We start from the raw sequence: 26,679 nt of genomic DNA on the forward strand, positions 1-26,679 counted from the left end.
CCTGATTTGATCAGCAGAGCCTAGCGGATCGCGCGGGCGAAGAGGTGAACCACTTACGCTGGCCCGGCAGATCGAGCAGCGCGTCGGGGCTGACCGCCGACAAAAGCCACGGCGCCCCTGAAGTGCTCGGGCAACCGCGTTAGAATGCCCGCCTGCTCAATCTGGTGCCCTCGCCATGCCCGACACGCCGCTCGACCTACCCGCCACCCAACCCGCGCAGCTCGACTGGGACGCCGAGGGGCAGCCATTATCGCGGCTGTTCGGCGATGTCTATTTCTCCAACCAGAACGGCCTGGCCGAAACCCGCCATGTGTTTCTCGCCAATAACGAGCTGCCCGCGCGTTTCAGTGCCCTGGGCGAGGGTGAGCAGCTGGCGATCGGCGAAACCGGCTTCGGCACCGGGCTGAATTTCCTCTGCGCCTGGCAGCTGTTCGAGCAACAGGCGTGCCCTGGTGCGCGGTTGCACTTCGTCAGTGTCGAGAAATACCCGCTTACCTACAGCGACCTGCAGCGTGCCCTGGCCTTGTGGCCCGAACTGGCCCCCTTCGCTCACGAGCTGCTGGTCCAGTACGTCGCCCTGCATCCGGGCTTCCAGCGCCTGATTTTCGCCGGCGGACGAGTAATCCTGACCCTGCTGGTCGGCGATGCCCTGGAGCTGCTGCCGCAACTCGACGCGCGCATCGACGCCTGGTTTCTCGACGGCTTCGCCCCGGCGAAAAACCCGCAGATGTGGACCCCGGAACTGTTCGTCGAACTGGCCCGGCTGAGTGTGCCCGGCACCAGCATCGGCACCTTCACCAGTACCGGTTATGTGCGTCGCCGCCTGAATGACGCCGGCTTCAAGATGCAGCGCGTGCCGGGCCTGGGCAGCAAGTGGGAAGTACTCAAGGGCCAGTTCGTCGGCACCGCCGTGGGCGCCGGCAAACCCTGGTTCGCCCGGCCGGCGCAGTGCCACAGCCAACGCCAGGCCCTGGTCATAGGCGCGGGACTGGCCGGCTGCGCTACGGCGGCCAGCCTGGCGGCACGCGGCTGGCGGGTGACCCTGCTGGAACGCCACGCCAACATCGCCGAGGAAGCCTCGGGCAACCCGCAAGGCGTGCTCTACCTCAAGCTGTCGGCCCACGGCACGGCGCTGTCGCGCTTGATCGTCAGCGGCTTCGGCTACACCCGCCGCCTGCTCGAACGCCTGCATAAAGGCCGCGACTGGGACAATTGCGGGGTGCTGCAACTGGCCCTCGACGCCAAGGAGGTGCAACGCCAGGCGCAACTGGCCGCGGCCTTCCCCGGCGATCTGCTGGTCAACCTCGACCGGGCCAGCGCCGCAGCCAAAGCCGGCATCCAGCTGCCGGCCGGCGGCCTGTTCTACCCGCAGGCCGGCTGGGTCCACCCGCCGACGCTGTGCCGGTTGCTGGCCGAGCAGCCGAGTATTCGCCTGCAACTGCACCAGGAGGCGCTGGAATTGCGCCGCGACGGCCAAGCCTGGCAGGCCTGGAATGGCGAGCAACTGCTGGCCAGTGCCGCCGTGGTGGTGTTGGCCGGCGCCGCCGAGATCAAGCGCTTCCCCTGCAGTGCCGAGCTGCCGCTCAAGCGTATTCGCGGACAGATCAGCCGAGTGCCGGCCACCGCCCAGAGCTCGGCACTGCGCAGCGTGGTCTGCGCCTCGGGCTATATCGCCCCGGCGCGCCTCGGCGAGCATACCCTGGGGGCAAGTTTCGACTTCAGCAGCGATGACCTGACGCTCAACAGCGCCGATCATGCGGACAACCTCGCACTGCTCGAGGAAATCTCGCACGACCTGGCCGAACGCCTAAACGGCCCCCGACTCGACCCGGCGCAGCTTGAGGGCCGCGCCGCCTTTCGCTGCACCAGCCCGGACTACCTGCCCATCGTCGGCCCCCTGGCCGATCGCCCGGCGTTTCTCGAGGCCTATGCGGTGCTGGCCAAGGATGCCCGCCAGGTGCCCGACGTCCCCTGCCCCTGGCTCGACGGCTTGTATATCAACAGCGGCCACGGTTCGCGCGGGCTGATCACCGCCCCCTTGTCCGGCGAACTGATTGCCGCCTGGCTCGATGCGGAACCGCTGCCCGTGCCCCGGGATGTTGCCGAGGCCTGCCATCCCAACCGTTTCGCCCTGCGCACGCTGATCCGCAACAGCAACCCCGGCAACCGCACAACCACCCCCTAGGGCGCTACTCGCCGCCGGCCGTACGCCGTGGATACTCGCCGCGGCGCAAAAATGTCGCTTCGCCCCGAACGGAACGCCGCCCGAGCCGCTCTACGAACGGCAGTAGCGCCTCACTCCATCTCGCCACAGAGTTCTGCCGCGCGCAGCAGCGCGGCGGTCAGGCTGTGCCGCTCCCACTCCTTGAGCGCGGCGAAGCGTTGGCGAAACTCCGGCGGCAGCAGCGTCGGCGCCTGCTGCACCAGTTCGCGACCGGCATCACTGAGCAGCAACCACTGGCGGCGGCGATCCTGATCGTCACGCTGGCGCTGCAACAGGCCGCGCTCCTCCAGACGGTCGAGCATGCCCGACAGGGTCGCCGCCGTGAGACTGACGCGCCCGCTCAGGTCGCTGGCGGTCAACCTGGCCTCACCGGCCAGCACCTGCAGGATCATCAACTGCATAGGGCTCAGCCCGCCAAAACGGGCCAGGCGCTTGGCATGCACCTCACCGGCCTGCTGCAGGCGCCTGAGCGACTGGAAAATCGGCAGATCAAGCGCCATCACAGATGACAAATCTATTTCAGTAGAAACTATTTTTTCACTCATACATGCCTTCCAGGTCACCTTATCGCTTTGACATGAAATCATTTATTTGTTTCCCTGTAAAAGGTTCGGCGAGTCCGAACCCCTCCCCAACGGCCATACCGGTAAGGAATTATGTGCGGAATAGCTGGAGAACTACGTTTTGACCAACGACCGGCCGACCTGGCTGCAGTCGAGCGAATCACCCACCATTTAGCCCCGCGCGGACCCGACGCGCATGGCTTTCACAGCCAGGGCCCAATCGCCCTCGGCCACCGCCGGCTGAAGATCATGGATCTCGCCGAAGCCTCCGGCCAGCCGATGATCGACAGCGACCTCGGCCTGTCCATGGTGTTCAACGGCGCCATCTACAACTACCCGGAACTGCGTGCCGAACTGCAAGGCCTTGGCTATCGCTTCTTTTCCGGCGGTGACACCGAGGTACTGCTCAAGGGCTATCACGCCTGGGGCGCAGACCTGCTGCCCAAGCTCAACGGCATGTTCGCCTTCGCCGTGTGGGAGCGTGACAGCCAGCAACTGTTCATCGCCCGTGACCGCCTGGGGGTCAAACCGCTGTACCTGTCGCGTACCGGCCAACGCCTGCGTTTCGCCTCCAGCCTGCCGGCGCTGCTAAAAGGCGGCGATATCGGCAAGACCCTCGACCCCATCGCCCTCAACCACTACCTGAACTTTCATGCCGTGGTACCGGCGCCGCGCACCATCCTCGCTGGCGTGGAGAAACTGCCTGCAGCCAGCTGGATGCGCATCGACGCCCAGGGCAACTGCGAACAGCAGACCTGGTGGAACCTGCAGTTTGGCCCGCACAGCGATGAAGTCGATTACAGCCTGGAAGACTGGAGCGAGCGCGTCCTCGATGGCATGCGCGAAGCGGTGTCGATCCGCCAGCGTGCCGCCGTGGAAGTCGGCGTGCTGCTTTCCGGCGGCGTCGATTCCAGCCTGCTGGTCGGCCTGCTGCGCGAGGCCGGGGTGGAACAGCTGTCGACCTTCTCCATCGGCTTCCAGGATACCGGTGGCGAGCGTGGCGACGAGTTCCAGTACTCCGACCTGATCGCCGAGCGCTTCAATACCCGCCACCACCAGCTGCGCATCGGCGAGAACGAGATTCTCGAACAACTGCCGGCAGCCTTCCGCGCCATGAGCGAGCCGATGGTCAGCCATGACTGCATCGCCTTCTATCTGCTGTCGCGCGAGGTGGCCAAGCACTGCAAGGTGGTGCAAAGCGGCCAGGGTGCCGACGAACTGTTCGCCGGCTACCACTGGTACCCACTGGTGGACGGCGCCGACGATGCCTTCGCCGCCTACCGCCAGGCGTTCTTCGACCGTGATCACGCCGAATACGCCGCCTGCGTCCAGCCCGCATGGCTGACGGGCGACATGGCCGGCGACTTCGTCCGCCAGCACTTCGCCCAGCCTGGCGCCGATGCCGCAGTGGACAAGGCGCTGCGCCTGGACAGCACGGTGATGCTGGTCGACGACCCGGTCAAGCGGGTCGACAACATGACCATGGCCTGGGGCCTGGAAGCGCGCACGCCGTTCCTCGACTATCGTCTGGCCGAGCTTTCCGCACGCATTCCCGGACGTTTCAAACTGCCCAACGGCGGCAAGCACGTGCTCAAGGAAGCATCACGCCAGGTCATTCCAGCCGAGGTGATCGACCGCCAGAAAGGCTATTTTCCGGTGCCGGGACTCAAGCACCTGGAAGGCGCCACCCTGGGCTGGGTGCGCGACCTGCTGGTCGACCCGAGCCAGGATCGCGGGCTGTTCAACCCGGCCATGCTCGACCGCCTGCTGACCGACCCGCATGGCCAGCTCACACCGCTGCGCGGTTCCAAGCTGTGGCAGCTGGCGGCGCTCAACCTGTGGCTGAGCGAGCAAGGCCTGTAGCACCCTCAGGGTGGATGCAACCAGCGACATCCACCCGCTCCCTTGTGGAGTGCGTACCGTCGCCGTAGCCCGGAGGCCACCCGGGGATGTCACGACACCCAGCGCGACCCGGAACCGATCCGGGCGCGGCCAAACAGCAAAGGACACTTCTCCAATGCGCGCCACTGCCTTCAACCAACGTCTTCTACGCGGCCAGGCGCCCTCCTACGAGCGCCTGCAGGCCCGCTTCGCCGAAGATAACGGCACCGAACCCTGCCAACCCCTGGCCCTGCACTGCGGCTGGGGCCGTCTGTTGATTGGCCATACCTACCCTGACGCGGCAGAGCTGGCGCAGGCACTGTTGAGCGAGCAACCGGGCGAGCGCGATATTGCCCTGTACGTCGCCGCCCCGCAGCAGGTACTGGCGCAAGCGCCGCAACAGTTGTTTCTCGACCCCTCGGACACCCTGCGCCTGTGGTTCAGCGACTACCGCCCGGCGCACAGCGGCTTTCGCGGCTACCGCATCCGCCGCGCGCAGAATGCCGAGGACTGGCAGGCGATCAACTGCCTGTACCAGATGCGCGGCATGCTGCCGATCGACCCGGGCAAACTCACCCCGCGCCACCAGGGTGGGCCGGTGTACTGGCTGGCCGAGGACGAAGACAGTGGTGCGGTGATCGGCAGCGTCATGGGCCTCAACCACCTCAAGGCCTACCGCGACCCGGAACACGGCAGCAGCCTCTGGTGCCTGGCGGTCGACCCGCGCTGCAACCGCCCCGGGGTCGGCGAAGTGCTGGTGCGCCACCTGATCGAACACTTCATGAGCCGCGGCCTGAGTTACCTCGACCTCTCGGTGCTGCACGACAACCACCAGGCCAAGCGGCTGTATGCCAAGCTCGGCTTTCGCGAACTGCAAACCTTCAGCATCAAGCGCAAGAACAGCATCAACCAGCCACTGTTCCTCGGCCCCGGCCCTGAGGCCGACCTCAACCCCTATGCGCGGATCATCGTCGACGAAGCCTTGCGTCGCGGTATCGAGGTGCACGTGGACGACGCCGACGCGGGACTGTTCACCTTGAGCCACGGTGGCCGACGTATCCGCTGCCGCGAATCGCTGACCGACCTGACCAGCGCGGTGAGCATGACCCTGTGTCAGGACAAGCGCCTGACCCATCGCGCCCTCAAGCGCGCCGGCCTCAGCCTGCCGGCCCAGCGCCTGGCCGGCAGCGCCGAGGAGAACGCCGCCTTCCTCGCCGAGCATGGCAGCCTGGTGGTCAAGCCGGTGGACGGCGAACAGGGCCAGGGCGTCGCGGTCGACCTGCGCAGCCCGGCCGAGGTGCAGGACGCCATCGAACGCGCCCAGGTATTCGACAGCCGCGTGCTACTGGAAAGCTTTCATGAGGGCCATGACCTGCGCATCCTGGTAATCGGCTATGAGGTGGTCGCCGCAGCCATTCGCCGCCCGGCCGAAGTGATCGGTGACGGCCGTCACTGCATCGGCGACCTGATCGACGCGCAAAGCCGCCGCCGTCAGGCTGCCACTGCCGGTGAAAGCCGCATCCCCAAGGATGCGGAAACCCTGCGCACCCTGCATGCCGCCGGGGTCGACTACGCCAGCATCCTGCCCCAGGGCCAGCGCCTGGCCGTGCGCAAGACCGCCAACCTGCACACCGGCGGATGCCTGGAAGACGTCAGCGCCATCCTCCACCCGGCGCTGGCCGAGGCGGCGGTGAAAGCCGCGCGAGCCCTGGACATCCCGGTGGTTGGCCTCGACCTGCTGGTGCCAGCGGCCGACCAGGCCGAATACGTATTCATCGAAGCCAACGAACGCGCCGGCCTGGCCAACCACGAACCCCAACCGACCGCCGAACGCTTTATCGACCTGCTGTTCCCACTGAGCCAGGTGATCAGCTGACGGCGCCCCGTAGGGCGGGTGAAATCCGCCGATGGCGATTCTATGCGGGTTGCACCCGCCCTACTTGGCTTGCCGTACGACCTCGCCGCGAAACAAAGCCCCCTTTCCAGCGGCACGCAAGGAGACGTTAATGCCCCAACTCCCCGAACCCGACCTCGACTACCTGCAAAAGATCCTCCTGGAAATGCTCGCCATTCCCAGCCCGACCGGCTTCACCGACACCATCGTGCGCTACGTCGCCGAGCGCCTGGAGGAGATCGGCATCCCCTTCGAGATGACCCGCCGCGGCACCATTCGCGGCACCTTGAAAGGCAAGCAAAGCAGTCCGGACCGTGCGGTGTCGGCTCACCTCGACACCATCGGCGCGATTGTCCGCGAGCTGAAGGACAGCGGCCGCCTGGCCCTGGCCCCCGTGGGCTGCTGGTCGAGTCGCTTCGCCGAAGGCAGCCGGGTCAGCGTATTCACCGATCACGGGGTGATCCGCGGCAGCGTATTGCCGCTGATGGCCTCGGGGCATGCCTTCAATACCGAGGTCGATCAGCTGCCGATCAGCTGGGATCACGTCGAGTTGCGCCTGGACGCGTACACCACCACCCGCGCCGATTGCGAGTCGCTGGGCATCTCGGTGGGCGATTTCGTGGCCTTCGACCCGCTGCCGGAGTTCACCGAAAGCGGCCATATCAGCGCCCGCCACCTGGATGACAAGGCCGGCGTCGCCGCCCTGCTCACGGCGCTCAAGGCCATCAAGGAAAGCGGCCTGGAAGCGGAAATCGATTGCCATCCGCTATTCACCATCACCGAGGAAGTCGGCTCCGGCGCCGCCGCCGTCCTGCCCTGGGACGTCAGTGAGTTCGTTGGCATCGACATTGCCCCGGTCGCGCCCGGGCAACAGTCCACCGAGCACACGGTCAGCGTGGCCATGCAGGACTCCGGCGGCCCCTACGACTATCACCTGTCCCGACAATTGCTGCGCCTGGCCAGCGAGAACGAGATCCCGGTGCGCCGCGACCTGTTTCGCTACTACCACAGCGACACGCAATCAGCCGTCACCGCCGGCCATGACATCCGCACGGCCCTGCTGGCCTTCGGCTGCGATGCCACCCACGGCTACGAACGCACCCATATCGACAGCCTCGCCAGCCTCAGCCGCCTGCTCAGCGCCTACCTGCTGAGCCCGCCGGTGTTCGCCAGCGACGCGCAACCGGCCCAGGGCTCACTGGAGCGCTTCAGCCATCAGCTGGAGCACGATGCGCAGATGGAAAGCGAGACCCGCGTGCCGACCGTCGACAGCCTGCTCGGCCAACGCGACAAGGACGCTTGAAGGCCACCCCACATCCGGGCAAAGTGGCTGACATGTAATGTCCGGCGTGGCGTGTTTCACGCGCCCCCGCTAACGATAATAGGGGGGCGCGGATGCCGCGTATCTGTCTCGCGGTGCTGTTGCTCTGGCTGTGTGGTCCGGCCTGGGCGCTATTACCCGCCGAACTGGATAAACCAGAACTGCGCCTGTCGCTCGGCTCCGCCATGGGTTATCTACAAGACCCGGACGGCAGCCTGACCCTGGAACAGGTCAGTGCCCTGGACGACGAACGCTTCGCAGCGGTCCAGGGCGACCACGCCAACCTCGGCAAAAACAGTTCGGTCTGGTGGTTCAAGGTCCACCTGCACAACAGCCTGGCGCAGGATCTGGCTGGCTATCTGGAAGTCAATTACCCGCTGCTCGATGACATCCAGATCTACCTGAGCGGCAGCGACGGTAACTGGCTCACCCAGGAAAGTGGCGACCGCTACGCATTCACCCAGCGCCCGGTGCAGGTGCGCAACTTCTGGTTCCCAGTAACCCTGCCCCCGGGCGAGCACACCCTACTGCTGCGCGTGGACACCAGCAGCACGGTATTCGTGCCGCTGTTTTTCAGTACCCATAACGCCAGCGCGGCCGCCCAGGAAAGCCTCATGGGCCTCAATGGCGCCTTCTACGGCGTGCTGTTCGCGATGTTCTGCTACAACCTGTTCCTGTTCATCTCGCTGCGCGAAGCGGCCTACTTCTGGTACCTGGTCTACAGCCTGAACATCGGCCTGTTCAGTGCCAGCTTCGACGGCACGCTGTTCAAATTGCTGCCGCAGCACGTCGACCTGCAGTCGACCAGCATCTACATCCTCATGTTCCTCCACTGCCTGAGCGCCAGTCAGTTCAGCCGTCACTTCCTGCATACCCAACAGCATTTCCCCCGCCTCGACCTCGGCCTGCGCCTGTTCATGCTGGCCACGCTCGGCTGCCTGCTGTCGCAGCCGCTGATCGGCCTGCAGGCCTGGAATATCCTGGCCAGCCTGACCGTGCTGGCGGTCTCCCTGCTGCTGTTGCTCAGCGGCGCCTATGTCTGGCGCCGGGGCTTGCGCTACGGCTCCTACTACATCCTCGCCTGGGGCATCCTGCTGGCCTCGTTCATCATTGCCACCTCCGGCTCGCTGGGGCTCGAACTGTTCGGCCTGTATGGCGCCGCGGTGGTCAAAGTCGGCGTGACCATCGAACTGATCGCCTTGTCCATCGGCCTGGCCGATCGCATCAACATCCTCAAGGAAGAGGGCTTCCAGTCGCGCCGCGCCGCCGAACAGGCGGAAATCGAAAACCAGGCCAAGAGCCGCTTCCTGGCCATGATGAGCCACGAGATCCGCACCCCGCTCAATGGCGTGCTGGGCATGCTGCAACTGCTGCGGGAAACACCGCTGGATCGCAGCCAACACGCCTATGTCGACACCATCTCCAGCTCCGGCAGCTCCTTGATGGCGGTGATCAACGACATCCTCGACTACGCCCGGATCGAATCCGGCAAGCTGAGCCTGGAACATATCGACTTCGACCTCGAACAACTGACCTCCGACACCCTCGGCCTGTTCGCCGGGCAGGCAGTGGACAAGCACCTGCGCCTCTACATCAGCTTCGATGCGGACGTGCCGCGCTGCATCCGCGGCGACCCGACCCGGGTCAAGCAGATCTTGATGAACCTGCTGAGCAATGCCCTGAAATTCACCGACGCAGGGCATGTCGCCGTCAATGTCTGCCGGCGCAACGACACCCAGGGCCAAGCGCATCTGGTGTTTTCGGTCAGTGACAGTGGCGTCGGCATCAACCAGGAGAATCAGGCCCGGCTCTTCGAGTCGTTCTCCCAGGGTGACTCCAGCACCAGCCGGCGCTATGGCGGCAGCGGTCTCGGCCTGGCAATCAGCAAGGAGCTGGTGGAAATGATGCACGGACGCATCGAAGTCCAGAGCAGCCCAGGCCAAGGCACACGCTTCGCCTTCGACATCCCCCTCGATGACCAAGCACCTGAAGCCGATGCCCTGAGTCTGCTGCTCAAGGGCCGCACCGCCCTGCTCTGCTCGCTCGACGGCCTCGGCCTGGATGCCCTGAGCCGCCTGCTCGGACGCTGGGGGATGCGCAGCGAGTACTGCCAAAACCCGGACAAACTGCACAACTACCTGGACGACTTCGCTGTCGCACCGCTGCTGGTACTGATGTCGCCCTGGCCCGGCAGTGCCAGCCACTGGCTGGACTCACTGCGCCCGTACCTGCAACCCGGCCAGCGCATCGTGCTGCTCTGCCCACCGCAGCAAGGCCAGCAGCTGCCACCCAGTACCGGCCTGCGCCTGCTCAGCCTGGCGCAACCCTTAACGGTCAGCGCCCTGCGTGCCACGCTGGTCGAACTCTATGCAGAACCCCGCGCCGAAGTAATCAGCCCACCCCGCGCAACACGCCCCGAGCAGGACGCAACCCCGTGCATCCTGGTCGCCGAAGACAACCCGGTGAACCAGATGGTGGTGCAAGGCTTCCTGAAGAAACGCGGCTATAACGTGCGCCTGGTCGGTGATGGACTGGCGGCACTCAACGCATACCAACGCGACCCGGCGGCGATACAACTGATCCTGATGGACTGTGAGATGCCGGTGATGAATGGCTTCGAAGCGACCGAAAAAATTCGTCAGCTGGAGCGCCAACAACAGCTCGCGGCGGTGCCCATCGTCGCCCTGACCGCGCACACCCTCGACGAACACCGCCAACATGGCTTCGACGTCGGCATGGACGACTTTCTCGGCAAACCACTGGACAGCGCTCAGCTCTACGGCACCCTGGAGCGTTATCTGCTCGAGCAAACCATGCAAGATACATAAGCAGTAGGGCGGACTCGCGCGGCAGTACGCCGCAAACTGGCGGGCTGTCACTGCGCGCCGCACGGACCGCCCAACGCCCGACTTGAGCGCGCCATGGCATACAAGCCGGCGGATCAACTGCGGACATGGCCAGCAGGTCCACGGCGCGTTAGCATCGCCGCTGCGTTCTGGAGAAACAAACCGTGCTGATCCCCGCATCCCTGCTTGAAACCGACACCCTCACCCGCCTGATCGAGGACTTCGTCACCCGCGAGGGCACCGACAACGGCGACGAAACGCCCCTGCAGACCCGCGTGCAACGTGTACGCCGCGCCCTCGACAAGGGCGAAGCGGTCATCGTCTTCGATCCGGAAAGCCAGCAATGCCAACTGGCCCTGAAACGCGACGTGCCCAAGGAGTGGCTGCAAGCGCCCGGCGAGTGACCGGCGGCATCAGCCTGCTCAGGCACCCATCGTGCACTGAATGATGCGCGCGGGCGGCGCGAAAAATCGCCGCTGAAGCCGCAGCTAGGTTTCGACTTACAAACCAGCTAGCAGGCTGGGCGCGCGACTGCCCGTTGTCAAAGACGACGGGCAGTCGCTGGTGATCAGCCTTGCGCGGTCAAACGCCAGGCGCGGTGGATTTTCGGATTGCGGGCAAAATCCGGATCCAGGGTCGCAGCGCTGATTTCCTCCAGGCCATAACGCGCCGCCAGCCCCTCATCGAGCTGGAACTTGCGGAAGTTATTGGAGAAATACAACACGCCGCCCGGCGCCAGGCGCGCCATGGCCAGGTCGATCAACTGCACGTGGTCGCGCTGGATGTCGAACACGCCTTCCATGCGCTTGGAGTTGGAGAAGGTCGGCGGGTCGATGAAGATCAGGTCGTATTCACCGCGATCCTCCTCCAGCCAGCCCATCACATCGGCCTGCTCCAGTCGGTTCTTGTCCGAGAAGCCATTGAGCGACAGGTTGCGCCGCGCCCAGTCCAGGTAAGTCTTCGACAAATCGACGCTGGTGGTGCTGCGCGCGCCGCCCTTGGCTGCATGCACGGTCGCCGTGGCAGTGTAGCAATAGAGGTTGAGGAACCGCTTGCCGGCCGCCTCTCGCTGGATCCGCAGGCGCAACGGCCGGTGATCGAGAAACAGCCCGGTGTCGAGGTAATCGGTAAGGTTGACCAACAGCTTGACCCCGCCCTCGCCAACCTCCATGAACTGGCCCTGAGTCGCCTGACGCTGGTACTGCTTGGTACCGCTCTGGCGCTCGCGACGTTTGATCACCACCTTGCTCTTGTCGACGCCCAGCGCCTGCGGAATCGCGGCGATGGCATCAAACATTCGGGCTTTGGCTTTCTCAGGATCAATGGACTTGGGTGCGGCATATTCCTGCACATGCACCCAATCACCATACAAATCCACCGCCATGGAATATTCCGGCATATCGGCATCATATAGGCGGTAGCACTCAACGCCGTCCTTGCGTGCCCACTTACCCAGCTGCTTGAGGTTCTTCTGCAGGCGGTTGGCAAACATCTGCCCGCCTTCACTCAAGCGCGCCTGCTCGACCACCGGAGCAGGTGCCGGAGTCGGTTTGATCGGGTTGCCATTCTTGTTGTACTGGCGCTCCAGCGGCTCCAGCGGGGATTTGTCAGCTTCGGCCTGCTCGCGCTCGCGTTCACGCTGCTCGGGCGTACGTCGCTCGCCGGTGACGAACTGCTCCGGCTGCACCTTGATCAGCAGCAACTTGCACGGCAAGGCGCCGTTCCAGAAGGCGTACTGCTTGTGACTGCGAATGCCCATGCGCTTGCCCAGATCCGGCGCGCCGGTGAACACTGCCGCCTCCCAGCCCATGCAGGCCTGGCGCAGACGTTCGCCGAGGTTCTGGTAGAGATAGAGCAGGCTGGCTTCATCACCCAGGCGCTCGCCATAGGGTGGGTTGCAGATCACCAGGCCTTTCTGATTCTGGTCGGGGCGCGGCTCGAAGGTCGCCAACTCGCCCTGGTAGACCTTGATCCAGTGGCTCAGTCCGGCCCGCTCGATGTTGTTGCGCGCCGGCTGAATCAGCCGCGGATCGGCCTCGTAACCACGAATCCACAACGGCGGCCTGGCCAGCCCTTCGGTCGCACGCTGCTCGGCTTCGGCATGCAGCTTCTTCCACAAGGCCGGCACATGGCCCAGCCAGTGGCTGAAGCCCCACAGCTCGCGCTTGAGGTTCGGCGCGATGTCGGCGGCGATCATGGCCGCTTCCACCAGGAAGGTGCCGACCCCGCACATGGGATCGGCCAGGGCGCCGCCCTCGGCGGCAATACGCGGCCAGCCGGCACGCAGCAGCACCGCGGCGGCGAGGTTTTCCTTCAGCGGCGCGGCGCCCTGCTGCAGGCGATAACCGCGCTGGTGCAGGCTATGCCCGGACAGGTCGAGGGAGAGAATCGCTTCGCCGCGATCCAGGCGCAGGTGCACGCGCATGTCGGGATTGAGCTTGTCGATCGACGGCCGCGTGCCGTCCTTCTGCCGCAACTTGTCGACGATGGCATCCTTGACCTTCAACGCCCCGAAGTGGGTGTTGTCGATCCCCGAACCATTGCCGCTGAACTCCACGGCCAGGCTGCCGTTGGGTTCCAGGTGCTCGAACCAGTCGACCTCCAGTACGCCTTCGTAAAGGCTTTCGGCGTCCTGGATCGGGAAGCGCTTGAGCACCAGCAATACCCGATTGGCCAGGCGCGACCACAGGCACAGGCGATAAGCCGTCTCCAGCTCGGCGACTCCCCGAATGGCGGATGTATGCTCGCGCGCCTCCTCGAGCCCCAGGTTGCCGGCTTCTTCAAGCAGCAAGCCCTCCAGGCCCTTGGGGCAGGTGAGAAAGAGTTCGTAACGATCCGACATGGGAATATCCAGTGCCTAAGGCAATAAACGGCAGGTGAACGAGTCAACACGGCCAAAATAAGTGACAAAACGTCGCAAGGCGACCCTTCATCGGAATAAACAGAGCATGCAACTGCGAGTAATTCGCGGTGGCAAAACACCAGTACGCAGGCTGCAAACGCCCGTATCATCGGTGGCGGCACCAAGAAACAGAATCTTTTGCATGTCGCCTTATGGCTTGAGCGGCAAAAGTGTTACTTCCTTATGACAAAACGATCATTCCCAGGCACCCAAGCATTCGATAGAAATCTACCCAGGCCTTCGTTGCAACGACGAGGGCACGAGGCAGAACCGCCACGCCGGCAGCGGATTTCTCCTCTGGCAGATATTTCTGCCTGACCTCGCGACGACGAGGTCGCCGAGGTCTAAGGGACATTACAGTCAACATTGAGGGCAGCACCCTATGAGAAGACTTAAGCGTGATCCGTTAGAAAAAGCTTTTTTGCGCGGCTACCAATACGGCATCCATGGCAAATCCCGCGAAATGTGTCCTTTTACTCTTCCTTCGGTTCGTCAAGCCTGGTTAAACGGCTGGCGCGAAGGCCGCGGTGACAACTGGGACGGACTGACCGGTACCGCCGGCATCCATCGACTCAACGAACTTCACGCTGTCGGCTAACAGGCTACTAACCAACCCTAGGGAACTATTACCGACTTCACATGCACGCCCCATCCGGGCGGCGGGCGAGAGCCCAGGGGCTCCTTCAGGGAGCCCTTTTTTATTGCCTGCGCGACCGAGCCCGCTAAGCATTCCCGACCATCAGCAATGCCGCTCAAGCCTGGCGCGGCAAGCCGGCAATCGCATCCACCGCCTCGCGGATCAGTGCCGGGCCCTTGTAAATGAACCCGGAATAAATCTGCACCAGACTCGCCCCGGCGGCGATTTTCTCGCCAGCGTGCTTGCCTTCGGTGATGCCGCCTACGGCAATGATCGGCAAACGCCCCGCCAGTTCGGCAGCCAGAACCTTGACGATATGGGTGCTCTTGTCGCGTACCGGCGCGCCGGACAAGCCGCCAGCCTCGTCGCCGAACTCCAGGCCCTGGACGCCTTCACGGCCCAGGGTGGTATTGGTGGCAATCACCGCATCCATGCCGGCCTCGACCAGCGCCCTGGCCACCTCGACGGTCTCTTCGTCGCTCATGTCCGGGGCGATTTTGATGGCCAGCGGCACGCGCTTGCCATGCTGCCGGGTCAGGTCTTCCTGACGCAGGCGCAAGGCTTCGAGCAGTTGCTTGAGCGAGTCGCCGAACTGCAGGCTGCGCAAGCCCGGGGTATTCGGCGAGCTGACGTTGACCGTCACGTAACTGGCGTGGGCATAGACCTTGTCCAGGCACAGCAAGTAATCGTCCACCGCTCGCTCGACCGGGGTATCGAAGTTCTTGCCGATATTGATGCCCAGCACGCCCCGGTACTTGGCCGCCTGCACCCTGGCCAGCAGATGGTCGACACCGAGGTTATTGAAGCCCATGCGATTGATGATGGCCTCGGCTTCCGGCAGGCGGAACAGCCGCGGCTTGGGGTTACCCGGCTGCGGACGCGGCGTCACGGTGCCAATCTCGACGAAGCCAAAACCCAGCTGGGCAAAACCGTCGATGGCATCGCCATTCTTGTCCAGACCCGCCGCCAAGCCGACCGGATTGGCGAATTCCAACCCCATCACCTTGACTGGCAAACTCGCCGGCGCCTTGCACAGCAGGCCATTGAGCCCCAAACGTCCACCAGCACCGACCAGATCGATGGTCAGCTCGTGGGAGGTTTCCGGGGAGAGTTTGAACAGTAGCTGGCGGGCCAGGGTATACATGGGCAGGCTTAGCTCGATAATGACGAAGTCGGAAAGGCAGCGATTATACAGGCCGGGGGAACAGCTAGCGAGCGAAGGTCGAGCAAGCCCCCTGGCTGACCGCAATGCCAGCAGAAACGGCGAGCGGCATCAGCCCAGGCGGCGCAGGCTGAGTAACTGGCCGGTCGCGTTAAACTCCAGCTCGAAGCATCCGTAGACGCCGGCGTGAGTCAAAAACGGTCGAAAGTGATGGGCCGGTACACTGACCCGCCGACCATCGCGACTCTGCACCAGGATGCGGTTCGCCCGCCCCTGATAGACCGCACGCATGCGCTCGGCAGATAACGCGAGATCCAGCAGCAGACTGGCCATGTAGGCACCTGGGGAAATGAATGCGCTCATCTTGCCACAAGCAACCACCAATCTCCGTCCAGAACCCGCCATTTTGAGCAGCAAAGCCTGTGCAACTGCAGCGTGGCTCTGCCACACTTGCGCCGGTGTCCTTGGAGTTCGCACCCGGTCATGAGTCTGTTCGATCAACCCTCCTCCCTCCGCTCACGCCTTGCCGCCCTGATCCAGCGCCTGGGCTGGAGCGGCCGTGCGCCGCGCTTGATCCTGGAGCGCGCCAGCCGTCTGGATCTGCCCTTCACTGCCATGCCCTCGACCCGCGACAGCATCTGCTGGCTCGAAGGCCCGCCACTGCAACGCCTGGTCGAACTGCCGCGCGATGCTCTGTCCGGCCCGGTGCAGGAAGACAAGGCCCAAGCCCATGCGGTACTTATTCAGATCGTCGAGGTGCAACAGCAGCAACTGGCGTCGTTCGACCTGCGCCTGATCGACGGGCTGAGCAGCTGCGATCCCGAACAGACCCACTTCACCAACTTCGAGGAATATGCGGCCAGCGAAGCCTGCCGCCAGGTGCGCATCATCAGCTACAAGGACTTCGTCAAGACCATCAGTCAGGCCTTGCCCCGCTTCCTCGCCGGCGAATCCATCAGCCTGCGCCAGGCCAGCTGGCACGGCGAGCGGATATTCTGGGGCGGCGAGCAACATAGCGCAGCCTTGGCCTGCGCCGTCGCCTATGCACGCCGCCGTCAACTGGAAATCCTTCTCCCCGCCGAACTGTCCAGCTACCGCTTGAGCAGCAGTGGCCTGGCGGAACTGCAACAGCGCTATCACGTCCTGGCCATGCCTGGCGCAGCCTGGAGCGACCCGGCGTTCATGAGCCTGCTGCTGGATACCGGCCTGCCCTATGCCCGCCTGGCACTGCTGCGCAACCCGGGCGCACCGGAGTTTCTCCTGCTGCCCAAGCACTCCATGGCGGCCACCGCCCTGGGTGAAGGTCTGCGCCTGGCCGGCGCACCCGATGTAGTGCGCTACCTGCAAGGACTGGCAGCACACACACCCGAGACAGTGTCGGCCCAAGGCACAGCATCGCTGCCTTGAACACCGCTGTTCACCCGTTAACTGTGGCAACTCGCGTTTGCCGGGTGGCGTTCGGCTTTTGCCCTCCGCCGCTAAATAGACAGCCTGGGTGGGCTGAAGGCCCAGGGTTACCCTCAACCCCTAAGGGCTACCTGGCCTTTGGCATTCCCAGGCCCGGGATGGCGCTCATTCAGTAGCCTCAGACCGAGCGGATCAGGTGATCGAAGGCACTGAGCGACGCCTTGGCGCCCTCGCCCACGGCGATGACGATCTGCTTGTACGGCACCGTGGTCACATCGCCGGCGGCGAAGATACCGGGCACGTTGGTGCCGCCCCTGGCATCGACGATGATCTCGCCGCGCGGTGACAATTCGATCACGCCTTTGAGCCAGTCGCTATTGGGCAGCAGACCGATCTGCACGAAGATGCCTTCCAGTTCGACGCGGTGCAGTTCGTCAGTGTTGCGATCCTTGTAGACCAACGCCTGGACCTTCTGCCCATCGCCCAGCACTTCGCTGGTCAGCGCGCTCTTGATGATGGTCACGTTGGCCAGACTGTTGAGTTTGTTCTGCAGCACCGCGTCGGCACGCAACTGGCTGTCGAACTCGATCAGGGTGACATGGGCGACGATGCCGGCCAGGTCGATGGCCGCTTCCACACCGGAGTTGCCACCCCCGATCACCGCCACCCGCTTGCCCTTGAACAAAGGACCATCGCAATGCGGGCAGTAGGCCACGCCCTTGCCACGGTAGGCCTGCTCGCCGGGCACGTTCATCTCCCTCCAGCGCGCGCCCGTGGCCAAGATCAGGGTCTTGGCTTGCAGCGACGCGCCGCTGTCGAACCGGACTTCATGCAGACCGCCGACCTCCCGGGCCGGAATGATGGCGCTGGCACGCTGCAGGTTGATGATGTCGACTTCGTACTGCTTGACGTGTTCTTCCAGGGCGCGGGCCAGCTTCGGACCGTCGGTTTCCTGCACCGAGATGAAGTTCTCGATGGCCATGGTATCGAGCACCTGGCCGCCGAAACGTTCGGCCGCCACACCGGTACGGATGCCTTTGCGCGCGGCATAGATAGCCGCGGCAGCGCCAGCCGGCCCACCACCGACCACCAGCACGTCGAAGGCCGCCTTGGCATTGAGCTTATCGGCATCACGGGCACCGGCGTTGGTGTCGATCTTGGCGATGATTTCTTCCACGCCCATGCGCCCCTGGCCGAACAGCTCGCCGTTCAGGTAGAGGCTCGGTACCGACATGATCTGCCGCGCCTCGACCTCTGCCTGGAACAGCGCGCCGTCAATGGCGACGTGGCGAATATTGGGGTTGAGCACGGCCATCAGGTTCAGCGCCTGGACCACGTCCGGGCAGTTCTGGCAGGACAGCGAATAGTAGGTTTCGAAATTGAATTCGCCGTCGATGCCCTTGATCTGCTCGATCACATCGGCGGCGACCTTGGATGGATGGCCACCGACCTGCAGCAACGCCAGCACCAGCGAGGTGAATTCGTGGCCCATGGGAATACCGGCAAAGCGCAGGCTGATGTCCGCCGCCGGGCGATTAAGCGAGAACGACGGCGTGCGACTGTCGCGGCCATCGGTCTTGAGGGTGATCTTGTCGGTCAGGCTGACGATGTCTTGCAGCAGGCCGAGCAGTTCGCGGGATTTGTCGCTGTCATCGAGGGACGCGACGATCTCGAACGGCAGGGTGACCTTCTCGAGGTAGGTCTTCAACTGGGCTTTCAGATTGGCGTCCAACATGATTCAGGTATCCCTTTTTAACGAAATTCAGACACAAAAACGCCCGGGCGGATCGCGCCCGGGCGTCGGGCACTAGCAGGGCTGGGGTACAGCCCTAGCAGCGCGTTGGTTTGGCGGGAAAACGCTGGTGAAAGCTGCCGTATCGAAGCGCAGCAGCTTTGCGACCGCTTTTTAGATCTTGCCAACCAGGTCCAGGGAAGGAGCCAGAGTGGCCTCGCCTTCCTTCCACTTGGCCGGGCAGACTTCGCCCGGATGAGCGGCGGTGTACTGAGCAGCTTTCAGCTTGCGCAGGGTTTCGGATACGTCGCGGGCGATTTCGTTGGAATGGATTTCCACGGTCTTGATCACGCCTTCCGGGTTGATCAGGAAGGTGCCGCGCAGCGCCAGACCTTCTTCGGCTATGTGCACGCCGAAAGCGTTGGTCAGGGCGTGGGTCGGGTCGCCGATCAGCGGGAACTGAGCCTTGCTCACAGCCGGGGAAGTCTCGTGCCAGACTTTGTGCGAGAAGTGGGTGTCGGTGGTGACGATGTAGATTTCGGTACCGGCATCGCGGAACGCGGCGTAGTTATTGGCAGCGTCTTCGATCTCGGTCGGGCAGTTGAAGGTAAAGGCTGCCGGCATGAAGATCAGCACCGACCACTGGCCCTTGAGAGACTGCTCGGTGACTTCGATGAATTTGCCGTTATGGAAAGCGTTGGCCTTGAAAGGTTGAACCTGGGTGTTGATGAGGGACATCTGTCATTCCTTGTGAGGGTTGAAAATCTACTGGGGGGCATCTTAGCCACTTCAGCGCAGAAAGCTTATTGATTGCCGCCATGGTTTCGATTGATTAAGCCAATCGATACCTGCATTCACACTAGGGTCGGATCTATCACCAGCACCAGTTTGCCGTTGACCCGGTTGCTCGCCAGTTCGGCAAAGGCCGTTTGCGCGTCCTCGATCGGGAAACTGCGCTCCAACTGCGGCTTGAGCCGGCCTTCGGCAAATAGCGGCCACACCTGCTGCTGCAGATCGCGCAGCAGATCGGCCTTGAACTGATCATCGCGACTGCGCAGGGTCGAACCGATCAATTGAATGCGCTTACCCAGCAGCAGCCCCAGATCCAGTTCGGCCTTGCGCCCGCCCATCAGTCCGATATTCACCCAGCGCCCATCGAGCGCCAGCAACTCCAGGTTGAGCGCGGCGTAGTTGCCGCCAACCGGATCGAGGATCACATCGAAGGGGGCGAAGTCGCGTAAGGCCTGCAGGTTGTCACCGCCGCGCAACACGCCCGCCTGGGCACCCAAGGCTTCGCAATAGGCCAGGCGCTCGGCAGAACCGACGCTGACCCAACATGGACTGCCAAACGCCTTGCACAACTGGATCGCCGCCGACCCCACGCCACTGGCTCCCGCATGCAACAGGACCTTTTCGCCAGGTTTCAAGCCAGCCAACTGGAACAAATTGAGCCAGGCCGTGGCATATACCTCGGGCAATGCAGCCGCCTCTTGCAGCGAGACACTTTCGGGCACTGGCAAGGCATGCCGGGCATCGATTACCACGTCCTCAGCCATGCCGCCGCCGCTGAGCAACGCACACACCCGATCGCCAACCTTCCAGTCACTGCCTGCTCCAACCTCGCTGACCACACCGGCGCATTCCAGGCCCAATATATCGCTGGCACCCGGCGGCGGCGGATACAGACCGGCGCACTGTAACAGGTCGGCCCGGTTCAGTCCGGCGGCTGCCACTCGAATACGAATCTGCCCTACATCACAGGCCGGGGTGGGCTGCTCCGCCCACTCCACGCGCCCTTCAACGCCTTGCAATGCCTTCACGCTGCCTCCATAGTGCATTTGAACCGAGCCCGACGCTTAACGTCGGTCTTTTGCATTGCGCCGATGGAACTTGGCGCCCTGAATGATGGCCTAATATGCGTTATCAATTGTCCCTACGTCGAGTAAGCATGAAGCGACCACTGCTGAGCACCCTCCTTGCCCTTAGCCTTGGCTTAAGTGCTTTGCCGCTGTCTGCGAAAACCACCAGTGCCGATCCGTGGGAATACTTGCAGCCAAACCGCGAGCAGGTCATCGCCAGCCTCAATGTTGTAGAGCTGCTCAACCGGCACCACTACAACAAGCCACCGCTCAACGATGAGCGCTCGGTGAAAATCTATGAGTCTTACCTGAAGATGCTCGACCCCTCGCGCAGTTACTTTACTGCGGGTGATATCGCCGAGTTCGACCAGTGGCGCAACCAGTTCGACGACCTGTTGAAAAGTGGAAATCTGCAACCGGGATTTCAAATCTACAAGCGCCAACTGGAGCGCCTGCAAAGCCGCTTGCAGTTTGCCCTGAACATACTCGAACAAGGTGTCGACAAGATTGACTTCAGCAGCGATGAAAGCCTGCTGATCGACCGCGAAAAAGCTCCTTGGGCCAAGAATATAGGCGAGCTGGACGAGCTATGGCGCAAACGCGTCAAAGACGAAGTACTGCGCCTGAAAATCGCCGGCAAGGAACCCAAGGCGATTCAGAAACTGCTGATCAAGCGCTACAAAAATCAACAGGCGCGCCTGCGCCAGACTCGTGGCGAGGATATATTCCAGGCCTACGTCAATGCCTTTGCCATGTCCTACGATCCGCATACCTCGTATCTCTCCCCCGAGAGCGCGGAGAACTTCGACATCAATATGAGTCTGTCGCTGGAAGGCATTGGTGCGGTACTGCAAAGCGACAACGAGCATGTCAAAGTTGTGCGCCTGGTGCCCGCAGGCCCGGCCGACAAGAGCAAGCAGATTGCACCGGCAGACAAGATCATCGGCGTGGCCCAGGGCAGCGACGAGATGGTCGACGTGATCGGCTGGCGCCTGGACGAAGTGGTCAATCTGATCCGCGGACCGAAAGGCTCGCTGGTGCGCCTGGAAGTGATTCCGGCCAGCAACGCACCAAATGACGAAACCAGCAAGATCGTCAACATCACCCGCGAAGCAGTCAAGCTGGAAGAGCAAGCCGCGAAGAAATCCGTGCTGCAGCTCACTCACAATGGGCGCGACTACAAGCTGGGCATCATTGATGTTCCCGCGTTCTATCTGGACTTCAAGGCCTTCCGTGCCGGTGATCCGAACTACACGAGCACGACCCGTGACGTCAAACGCCTGATCACCGAACTGGAACAGGAAAAGGTCGACGGCGTGGTCATCGACTTGCGCAACAACGGTGGCGGCTCACTGCAAGAAGCAACCGAACTGACCGGGCTGTTTATCGACCAGGGCCCAACCGTACTGGTGCGCAACAGCGACGGCCGGGTCGATGTGCTGGCCGATGAAGATACCGGCATCTTCTACAAAGGCCCCTTGGCCGTACTGGTCAACCGCCTGTCCGCCTCGGCTTCGGAAATTTTCGCCGGCGCCATGCAGGACTATCACCGCGCCCTGATCCTCGGCGGCCAGACCTTCGGCAAAGGAACAGTACAGACCATTCAGCCGCTCAACCACGGCGAGCTCAAGCTGACCCTAGCCAAGTTCTACCGCGTTTCCGGGCAAAGTACCCAGCATCAGGGGGTGATCCCGGACATCCAGTACCCCGACGTAATGAACACCAAGGAAATCGGTGAAAGCGCCCTGCCCGAGGCATTGCCGTGGGACAGCATCAAGGCAGCAATGACCCCAAAATCGGACCCGATCATGCCCTTCCTGAAGGAACTGCAGGCTCGCTACGATAGCCGCACGGCAAAGAATCCCGACTTCACCTTCACCCGCGAACGCCTTGCTCTGGCGCAAAAGCTCATGGATGAAACCAGCGTGAGCCTCAACGAAAGCAAACGCCGCGCGCAACAGACCGATATTGAAGCGCAGCAGCTGGTCATCGAAAACAACCGCCGCAAAGCCAAGGGTGAGACCCTGCTCAGCGAGTTGAAGAAGGAAGACGAAGACGCTACGCCGGTCGAGCCTGAAAAAACCAAACCGGAAGATGATGCCTTCCTTGCCGAAAGCGGGCATATTTTGCTCGACTACCTGGGGTTGAGTTCGAGCCTGGCCAAACAGTAAGCGTTAGCCGCTTACGGTTGTCATCAAAGGGTCATCAATCTGTCGTGAAATGCAGGGGCTGATAGCGATATCAGCCCCTTCGCTTTTCTGCATATCGAGACCCGTCATGACCGCCACCGAGCAACTGAGCGCGCTGGACCATATTCTCGCTCACGGCGACCTGCATAGCCTGTTCCAGCCGATCGTCAGCCTTTCCGAACGCCGCATCCTCGGTTACGAAGCCCTGACTCGCGGCCCGTCAAACAGCCCGTTGCATTCGCCGATCAATCTTTTCGCCGTGGCGCGCAATGCTGGGCGACTGGGCGAACTGGAGGTGGCCTGTCGCAAAAATGCCTGCCGACGCTTCAGCGAGCTGCAACTGCCAGGCAAGCTGTTTCTCAACGTATCACCGGACTCGCTGCTGGAGCCCGGCCATCAACCCGGCCGCACCCTGCAATTGCTGCAGGCCTACGGCATCCCCCCCAGCCAAGTGGTCATCGAGCTGACCGAGCAGTCTCCCACCGATGACTTCACCCTCCTCGATACCGCCCTGCATCATTACCGCGCCATGGGCTTTTCGATTGCCCTGGACGACCTTGGTACTGGCTACTCGAGCCTGCGCCTGTGGTCGGAACTGCGCCCTGAATACGTGAAAATAGACCGCCACTTCATCGATGGCATTCATCAGGATGCGGTCAAACGCGAGTTCGTCGGTTCGATCCTGAAGATGGCCAAGGCGTCACGCGCCCTGGTGATTGCCGAAGGGATCGAACTGGAAGAAGAACTCGTGGTGCTGGCCGAGATGGGCATCGACCTGCTGCAAGGCTATTTGCTCTGCCGCCCTCAGGAACAACCGCCACGCGACGCACACACGCTCTTACCGAAGTTCAACGGCAACACCCTTGTCTTGAGCGAGGAAGGCAGCAACCTCAGCGCCCTGCTCAACGCACAGCCGGCAGTAGCCCAGCACACACCGATTGCCGAGGTGCTGGAAGCCTTTCGCGCCCAGGCCAACCTCAACTCCCTGGCCGTCGTCGATGAGCATGGACACCCGGTCGGCATCGTCAACCGCCATGCGCTGTCCGAAGCGCTGCTCAAGCCCTTCGCCGCCGACCTGTTCGCACGCAAACCGATCAGCCGCCTGATGAGCATTGATTTCCTCGCCGTCGAACTGAAGCAATCGCTGCAGAAAGTCAGCCGCCTGCTCACCAGTCGTGCCCGCCAGCGCATCGAGGAGGACTTCATCATCATCCAGGACGGCAGTTACCTGGGGCTTGGGCGGGTAATCGATGTGCTCAAGTTGATCACCGAACTGAAAATCCAGCAGGCGCGCTACGCCAACCCGCTGACCTTGCTACCGGGCAATGTACCGATCCAGCAATGCCTGACTCGCCTGTTGCAGCAAGCCCGAGAATCGGTGATCTGCTATGTGGATATCGACAACTTCAAGCCGTTCAACGACCTTTACGGCTATGCCAAAGGCGATGAAGTATTGCTGAGCCTGGCGCAATGCCTGAGCGAGCGGGTGGACCCTGCCCGCGATTTTGTCGGCCATATTGGCGGCGACGACTTCTTGCTGGTGCTCGGCTCGCACGATTGGCGAGTCCGCCTCAATCGCCTGCTGGAAGACTTTCAAAGCCAATGCCGGCGCTTCTACAGCGACGAGCACCTGCAGGCCGGTTGCCTGGTCGCCCACAGTCGGCAGGGCCAGCGCCAGGAGTTCGCCCTGCTCTCCCTGTCACTGGGCGTGGTGCATCTGCGCCCGGAACAATGCGCACACCTGGACGCCAGCCAGCTGGCCGGCCTGGCCTCGGAAGCCAAGCGTCACGCCAAGGCAGTGCCCGGCTACAGCCTGCATATCATCGATACGCACAAGCTGTCGGCATAAGCCAATCACCCACAGCTCATAGATTCTGATTGGGGTATAGAAAAGCTGAAGGAGCCCGCGTGCTGTGGTCCGGCACTGCGGCCATCCTGCGGCGCCCGGGGCCTTCGATCGTCGGATCGCCGATGGCAACAGGCGCAATGGCAAAGCAGGCAGCGTTGCGCCTGCGCATGAGCCGCCCCCTGCCCCGTTACAATCCCAGCGCCTGGGCCCTCTGGGCAAAGCGCGCCGCCTGCTCGGCGTCGGCCGGCAAGCCCGGACGACCCTCGCGATAGAGATCGGCCAAGCGCTGCGCCGCCAGGGCATGACCAGCCGCTGCCGCCAGCGTCCACCAGCGCACGGCCTCAAGATCGTCGGGAGCTTGCCGGGTGTTGCCCGCCAGGCTCAGCACGCCAAGCTGATAGGCAGCCTTGGCGTCGCCACCAGAGGCAGCCAGGCGCAACAGACGCACGCCTTCCTCACGGGCGGCTAAGCCCTGCCCACGAAACAGCAGGATATGCCCGTAGAAGCTCTGCGCGGCAACGTCACCGAGGTTGGCCATGCGTGCGAACTGCCCTTCCAGCCAGCGCCAGCCGCGTGGCTGCTTGACCAACCACGACCAGTGGAAAAGTCGCCGGGCCACGGCATAGCCCACTCTGGCACGCAGGCGCCACAGCACTTAGAGACCCTCGGGGTAATCGAACTCGAACACCCGCACCACTTCGGACGCATGCCAGGAGGCAGCAGCTACGCCATCCGAAGCACCGTTGAAGCGGCCAAGACGAGTCACGCAGTCGAAGAATCCGGTGCGCGGTAGCCGGCTCGCGCCTTGACTGATCACCAAGGCGCTACGCAGCGGCCGTTCGGCACGGGCATCCAGGGCCGCCAGATGCTCCAACGCAGCGGTGAGCGTTTGCATCGCCGGGGTAGGCAAGGCCAAACGCTCGACCAAGGCCCTATAGGTCAGCAGATGACGCTGACGCCGAGCATCTTCCAACTCATCGAGCAAAGCTTGCCAATGCTGACGACTGATACTTACGCTCAAAGCTTCTCCTCCCAGCCTGCGACACCGAGCGCCCAGGCCAAGGCCCGCTTGATAGCGGCATCTGGCTGGCGCTCGGCGCTTTCGATCATGCCCAGGTAATGCGGACTGATTCCCACCGAGCGCGCCAACTCTTGCAGCGTCAAGGCCTTCGCTTCACGCAACCGCGTCAATTCGCTCAGCGCCGGCTTGACTGCATCCGCAGCCGCCTGCGGCACTTGCGCAGCCTGACCCGAGGCCTGCAGCAAGGCGAGGTAATCTGCCCAGGGCAGTACCGCATATTCAGGCTCGCCATCACGCTTGATTACTTGCACTTTCATTCTCGACTCTCCGTGGAAAGCAGTACCGACAGCCTCAGCACCTTTCTTGCAGGTGGCTATGTTAACAGCCCGAAACTCTAAAGGGCGTGACCTATACTGCCTTGAGACTATAAGGGCAGGGCCCCGGGGGTATTTTGAGAGCACTGGCGATTCTTCTGCTGGGCTGCTGGAGCGCCATGAGCGGTGCAGAAGCATTGCGCTGGGGCTTTTCTCCGGCCGACGACAGGCCTTATGTCGAGGTCCGCAATCATCAATTACTGGGTGGATTCACCCACCGGCTGGGCAGCAGGGTCGGCCAACGCCTGAATCTCGAACTGCAGTTCGTCGAGACCCCGAACAGACGCATTGAAGAATTCATTCAGCGCGGACGCATACATCTGATCTGCAACGCCAACCCGGAATGGGTGGCCGAACCACGGCGCTATCGCTGGTCACCCAAACTTTACCAAGAGGAAGACGTACTCCTCCTGCATGACCGGCAGCCACCCGTGACCGGATTGCATGATCTGTACGGAAAATCCCTCGGCACTCGACTCGGTTATATCTACAGCCTGCCGCTGATGGAGGCTTTCGCGCGTGAACTGGTGATTCGCCAGAATGTCCGCGACCTCGACAGCGGACTCTACCTGTTGAGCAAGCAGCGCCTGGATGCGCTGATCGACATGCGCCGCCCCCTGACCTACAAGCTGGCCCAACGCCCAGAGCTGCCCCTGCACGTCAGTGACTGGGTGGTACAGCGCTATGACCTCTCTTGCATCTATGGCCAACAGATGCCGATCAGTGCCGAGCGACTGGATAAGGTGCTGCTGGAACTGCGTGACTCGGGCGCGATCGCGGAGATGCTCGATGGCACCTCCAAACCGCCGCTTCAGTAG

21 protein-coding genes are annotated in these 26,679 nt (G+C 63.0%); 11 read left to right on the plus strand and 10 right to left on the minus strand.

Features of this window, described 5'->3' with window-relative positions:
* Window positions 1-175: 175 nt before the first annotated feature.
* Complete coding sequence (mnmC, locus tag PH586_RS05685) at window positions 176-2,185, plus strand: bifunctional tRNA (5-methylaminomethyl-2-thiouridine)(34)-methyltransferase MnmD/FAD-dependent 5-carboxymethylaminomethyl-2-thiouridine(34) oxidoreductase MnmC (RefSeq protein WP_271346808.1); 2,010 nt, start codon at window positions 176-178, stop codon at window positions 2,183-2,185.
* Between the two features lie 110 nt (window positions 2,186-2,295).
* Here the strand turns inward: mnmC and PH586_RS05690 are convergent, their stop codons facing one another.
* Complete coding sequence (locus PH586_RS05690; protein ID WP_271346809.1) at window positions 2,296-2,769, minus strand: MarR family winged helix-turn-helix transcriptional regulator; 474 nt, start codon at window positions 2,767-2,769, stop codon at window positions 2,296-2,298.
* 111 nt (window positions 2,770-2,880) lie between these two features.
* Here PH586_RS05690 and PH586_RS05695 point away from each other — a divergent pair, with 111 nt between their 5' ends.
* The 5 genes from PH586_RS05695 to PH586_RS05715 all read left to right on the plus strand — a co-directional run bounded on the left by PH586_RS05695 (window position 2,881) and on the right by PH586_RS05715 (window position 11,133).
* On the plus strand, window positions 2,881-4,650 hold the full coding sequence (locus PH586_RS05695) for an N-acetylglutaminylglutamine amidotransferase (protein WP_271346810.1): 1,770 nt from the start codon (window positions 2,881-2,883) through the stop codon (window positions 4,648-4,650).
* A gap of 154 nt (window positions 4,651-4,804) precedes the next feature.
* Complete coding sequence (ngg, locus tag PH586_RS05700) at window positions 4,805-6,544, plus strand: N-acetylglutaminylglutamine synthetase (protein WP_271346811.1); 1,740 nt, start codon at window positions 4,805-4,807, stop codon at window positions 6,542-6,544.
* 130 nt (window positions 6,545-6,674) lie between these two features.
* Complete coding sequence (locus PH586_RS05705) at window positions 6,675-7,865, plus strand: osmoprotectant NAGGN system M42 family peptidase (protein ID WP_271346812.1); 1,191 nt, start codon at window positions 6,675-6,677, stop codon at window positions 7,863-7,865.
* A gap of 92 nt (window positions 7,866-7,957) precedes the next feature.
* Window positions 7,958-10,711, plus strand: coding sequence for a hybrid sensor histidine kinase/response regulator (locus PH586_RS05710; RefSeq protein ID WP_271346813.1), 2,754 nt, complete (start codon window positions 7,958-7,960; stop codon window positions 10,709-10,711).
* A gap of 182 nt (window positions 10,712-10,893) precedes the next feature.
* Window positions 10,894-11,133: a YheU family protein gene (locus PH586_RS05715; RefSeq protein WP_238041649.1), complete on the plus strand. Its 240-nt coding sequence runs from the start codon at window positions 10,894-10,896 to the stop codon at window positions 11,131-11,133.
* Window positions 11,134-11,297: 164 nt separating this feature from the next.
* On the opposite strand, the gene rlmKL is transcribed toward PH586_RS05715, so the two are convergent.
* Entirely contained in the window at window positions 11,298-13,571 is a 2,274-nt protein-coding gene (rlmKL, locus tag PH586_RS05720) for a bifunctional 23S rRNA (guanine(2069)-N(7))-methyltransferase RlmK/23S rRNA (guanine(2445)-N(2))-methyltransferase RlmL (RefSeq protein WP_271346814.1), read from the minus strand.
* A gap of 442 nt (window positions 13,572-14,013) precedes the next feature.
* Between rlmKL and rmf the strand changes: the two genes are divergently transcribed.
* Window positions 14,014-14,229 (plus strand): ribosome modulation factor, encoded by a 216-nt coding sequence (gene rmf / locus PH586_RS05725; RefSeq protein WP_079201465.1) that lies wholly within the window; start codon window positions 14,014-14,016, stop codon window positions 14,227-14,229.
* Window positions 14,230-14,383: 154 nt separating this feature from the next.
* Here rmf and PH586_RS05730 read toward each other — a convergent pair whose 3' ends face one another.
* Together PH586_RS05730 and PH586_RS05735 are read right to left on the minus strand one after the other, a co-directional pair.
* Complete coding sequence (locus tag PH586_RS05730) at window positions 14,384-15,412, minus strand: quinone-dependent dihydroorotate dehydrogenase (protein ID WP_271346815.1); 1,029 nt, start codon at window positions 15,410-15,412, stop codon at window positions 14,384-14,386.
* A gap of 129 nt (window positions 15,413-15,541) precedes the next feature.
* Complete coding sequence (locus PH586_RS05735) at window positions 15,542-15,763, minus strand: DUF2835 family protein (protein WP_271346816.1); 222 nt, start codon at window positions 15,761-15,763, stop codon at window positions 15,542-15,544.
* 150 nt (window positions 15,764-15,913) lie between these two features.
* Here PH586_RS05735 and PH586_RS05740 point away from each other — a divergent pair, with 150 nt between their 5' ends.
* Window positions 15,914-16,837 carry a DUF6685 family protein gene (locus PH586_RS05740; RefSeq protein WP_271346817.1) on the plus strand — a complete coding sequence of 308 codons (924 nt, stop codon included), beginning with the start codon at window positions 15,914-15,916 and terminating at the stop codon, window positions 16,835-16,837.
* 178 nt (window positions 16,838-17,015) lie between these two features.
* On the opposite strand, the gene ahpF is transcribed toward PH586_RS05740, so the two are convergent.
* From ahpF to PH586_RS05755, 3 genes are all read right to left on the minus strand, one after another.
* Window positions 17,016-18,572, minus strand: coding sequence for an alkyl hydroperoxide reductase subunit F (ahpF, locus tag PH586_RS05745; RefSeq protein ID WP_271346818.1), 1,557 nt, complete (start codon window positions 18,570-18,572; stop codon window positions 17,016-17,018).
* A gap of 171 nt (window positions 18,573-18,743) precedes the next feature.
* Window positions 18,744-19,307 carry an alkyl hydroperoxide reductase subunit C gene (gene ahpC, locus PH586_RS05750; RefSeq protein WP_079201460.1) on the minus strand — a complete coding sequence of 188 codons (564 nt, stop codon included), beginning with the start codon at window positions 19,305-19,307 and terminating at the stop codon, window positions 18,744-18,746.
* A gap of 116 nt (window positions 19,308-19,423) precedes the next feature.
* A complete protein-coding gene (locus PH586_RS05755) occupies window positions 19,424-20,389 on the minus strand; it encodes an NAD(P)H-quinone oxidoreductase (RefSeq protein WP_271346819.1) in 966 nt (321 codons plus the stop codon).
* A 128-nt stretch (window positions 20,390-20,517) separates the two neighbouring features.
* On the opposite strand from PH586_RS05755, the gene PH586_RS05760 reads away from it, so the two are divergent.
* Together PH586_RS05760 and PH586_RS05765 are read left to right on the plus strand one after the other, a co-directional pair.
* A complete protein-coding gene (locus tag PH586_RS05760) occupies window positions 20,518-22,599 on the plus strand; it encodes a carboxy terminal-processing peptidase (protein ID WP_271346820.1) in 2,082 nt (693 codons plus the stop codon).
* Between the two features lie 106 nt (window positions 22,600-22,705).
* Entirely contained in the window at window positions 22,706-24,466 is a 1,761-nt protein-coding gene (locus tag PH586_RS05765; protein WP_271346821.1) for a bifunctional diguanylate cyclase/phosphodiesterase, read from the plus strand.
* Window positions 24,467-24,653: 187 nt separating this feature from the next.
* On the opposite strand, the gene PH586_RS05770 is transcribed toward PH586_RS05765, so the two are convergent.
* The 3 genes from PH586_RS05770 to PH586_RS05780 are packed head-to-tail and all read right to left on the minus strand — an operon-like array spanning window position 24,654 to window position 25,804.
* Window positions 24,654-25,121: an SEL1-like repeat protein gene (locus PH586_RS05770; protein ID WP_271346822.1), complete on the minus strand. Its 468-nt coding sequence runs from the start codon at window positions 25,119-25,121 to the stop codon at window positions 24,654-24,656.
* Window positions 25,122-25,487 (minus strand): hypothetical protein, encoded by a 366-nt coding sequence (locus PH586_RS05775; RefSeq protein ID WP_271346823.1) that lies wholly within the window; start codon window positions 25,485-25,487, stop codon window positions 25,122-25,124.
* Complete coding sequence (locus PH586_RS05780; protein ID WP_271346824.1) at window positions 25,484-25,804, minus strand: helix-turn-helix domain-containing protein; 321 nt, start codon at window positions 25,802-25,804, stop codon at window positions 25,484-25,486. Before PH586_RS05780 ends, PH586_RS05775 begins: the two co-directional genes overlap by 4 nt.
* 176 nt (window positions 25,805-25,980) lie before the next feature.
* Between PH586_RS05780 and PH586_RS05785 the strand changes: the two genes are divergently transcribed.
* Window positions 25,981-26,679 (plus strand): substrate-binding periplasmic protein, encoded by a 699-nt coding sequence (locus PH586_RS05785; RefSeq protein WP_271346825.1) that lies wholly within the window; start codon window positions 25,981-25,983, stop codon window positions 26,677-26,679.

Source organism: Pseudomonas aestuarii, assembly GCF_027988105.1.
In the GTDB taxonomy this organism is placed as follows: domain Bacteria; phylum Pseudomonadota; class Gammaproteobacteria; order Pseudomonadales; family Pseudomonadaceae; genus Aquipseudomonas; species Aquipseudomonas aestuarii.

Coding starts and splice junctions, on each gene's coding strand:
- mnmC (WP_271346808.1), top strand. CDS start 176: ATGCCCGACACGCCGCTCGACCTACCCGCCACCCAACCCGCGCAGCTC.
- PH586_RS05690 (WP_271346809.1), bottom strand. CDS start 2,769: ATGAGTGAAAAAATAGTTTCTACTGAAATAGATTTGTCATCTGTGATG.
- PH586_RS05695 (WP_271346810.1), top strand. CDS start 2,881: ATGTGCGGAATAGCTGGAGAACTACGTTTTGACCAACGACCGGCCGAC.
- ngg (WP_271346811.1), top strand. CDS start 4,805: ATGCGCGCCACTGCCTTCAACCAACGTCTTCTACGCGGCCAGGCGCCC.
- PH586_RS05705 (WP_271346812.1), top strand. CDS start 6,675: ATGCCCCAACTCCCCGAACCCGACCTCGACTACCTGCAAAAGATCCTC.
- PH586_RS05710 (WP_271346813.1), top strand. CDS start 7,958: ATGCCGCGTATCTGTCTCGCGGTGCTGTTGCTCTGGCTGTGTGGTCCG.
- rlmKL (WP_271346814.1), bottom strand. CDS start 13,571: ATGTCGGATCGTTACGAACTCTTTCTCACCTGCCCCAAGGGCCTGGAG.
- rmf (WP_079201465.1), top strand. CDS start 14,014: ATGAGAAGACTTAAGCGTGATCCGTTAGAAAAAGCTTTTTTGCGCGGC.
- PH586_RS05730 (WP_271346815.1), bottom strand. CDS start 15,412: ATGTATACCCTGGCCCGCCAGCTACTGTTCAAACTCTCCCCGGAAACC.
- PH586_RS05735 (WP_271346816.1), bottom strand. CDS start 15,763: ATGGCCAGTCTGCTGCTGGATCTCGCGTTATCTGCCGAGCGCATGCGT.
- PH586_RS05740 (WP_271346817.1), top strand. CDS start 15,914: ATGAGTCTGTTCGATCAACCCTCCTCCCTCCGCTCACGCCTTGCCGCC.
- ahpF (WP_271346818.1), bottom strand. CDS start 18,572: ATGTTGGACGCCAATCTGAAAGCCCAGTTGAAGACCTACCTCGAGAAG.
- ahpC (WP_079201460.1), bottom strand. CDS start 19,307: ATGTCCCTCATCAACACCCAGGTTCAACCTTTCAAGGCCAACGCTTTC.
- PH586_RS05760 (WP_271346820.1), top strand. CDS start 20,518: ATGAAGCGACCACTGCTGAGCACCCTCCTTGCCCTTAGCCTTGGCTTA.
- PH586_RS05765 (WP_271346821.1), top strand. CDS start 22,706: ATGACCGCCACCGAGCAACTGAGCGCGCTGGACCATATTCTCGCTCAC.
- PH586_RS05780 (WP_271346824.1), bottom strand. CDS start 25,804: ATGAAAGTGCAAGTAATCAAGCGTGATGGCGAGCCTGAATATGCGGTA.
- PH586_RS05785 (WP_271346825.1), top strand. CDS start 25,981: ATGAGCGGTGCAGAAGCATTGCGCTGGGGCTTTTCTCCGGCCGACGAC.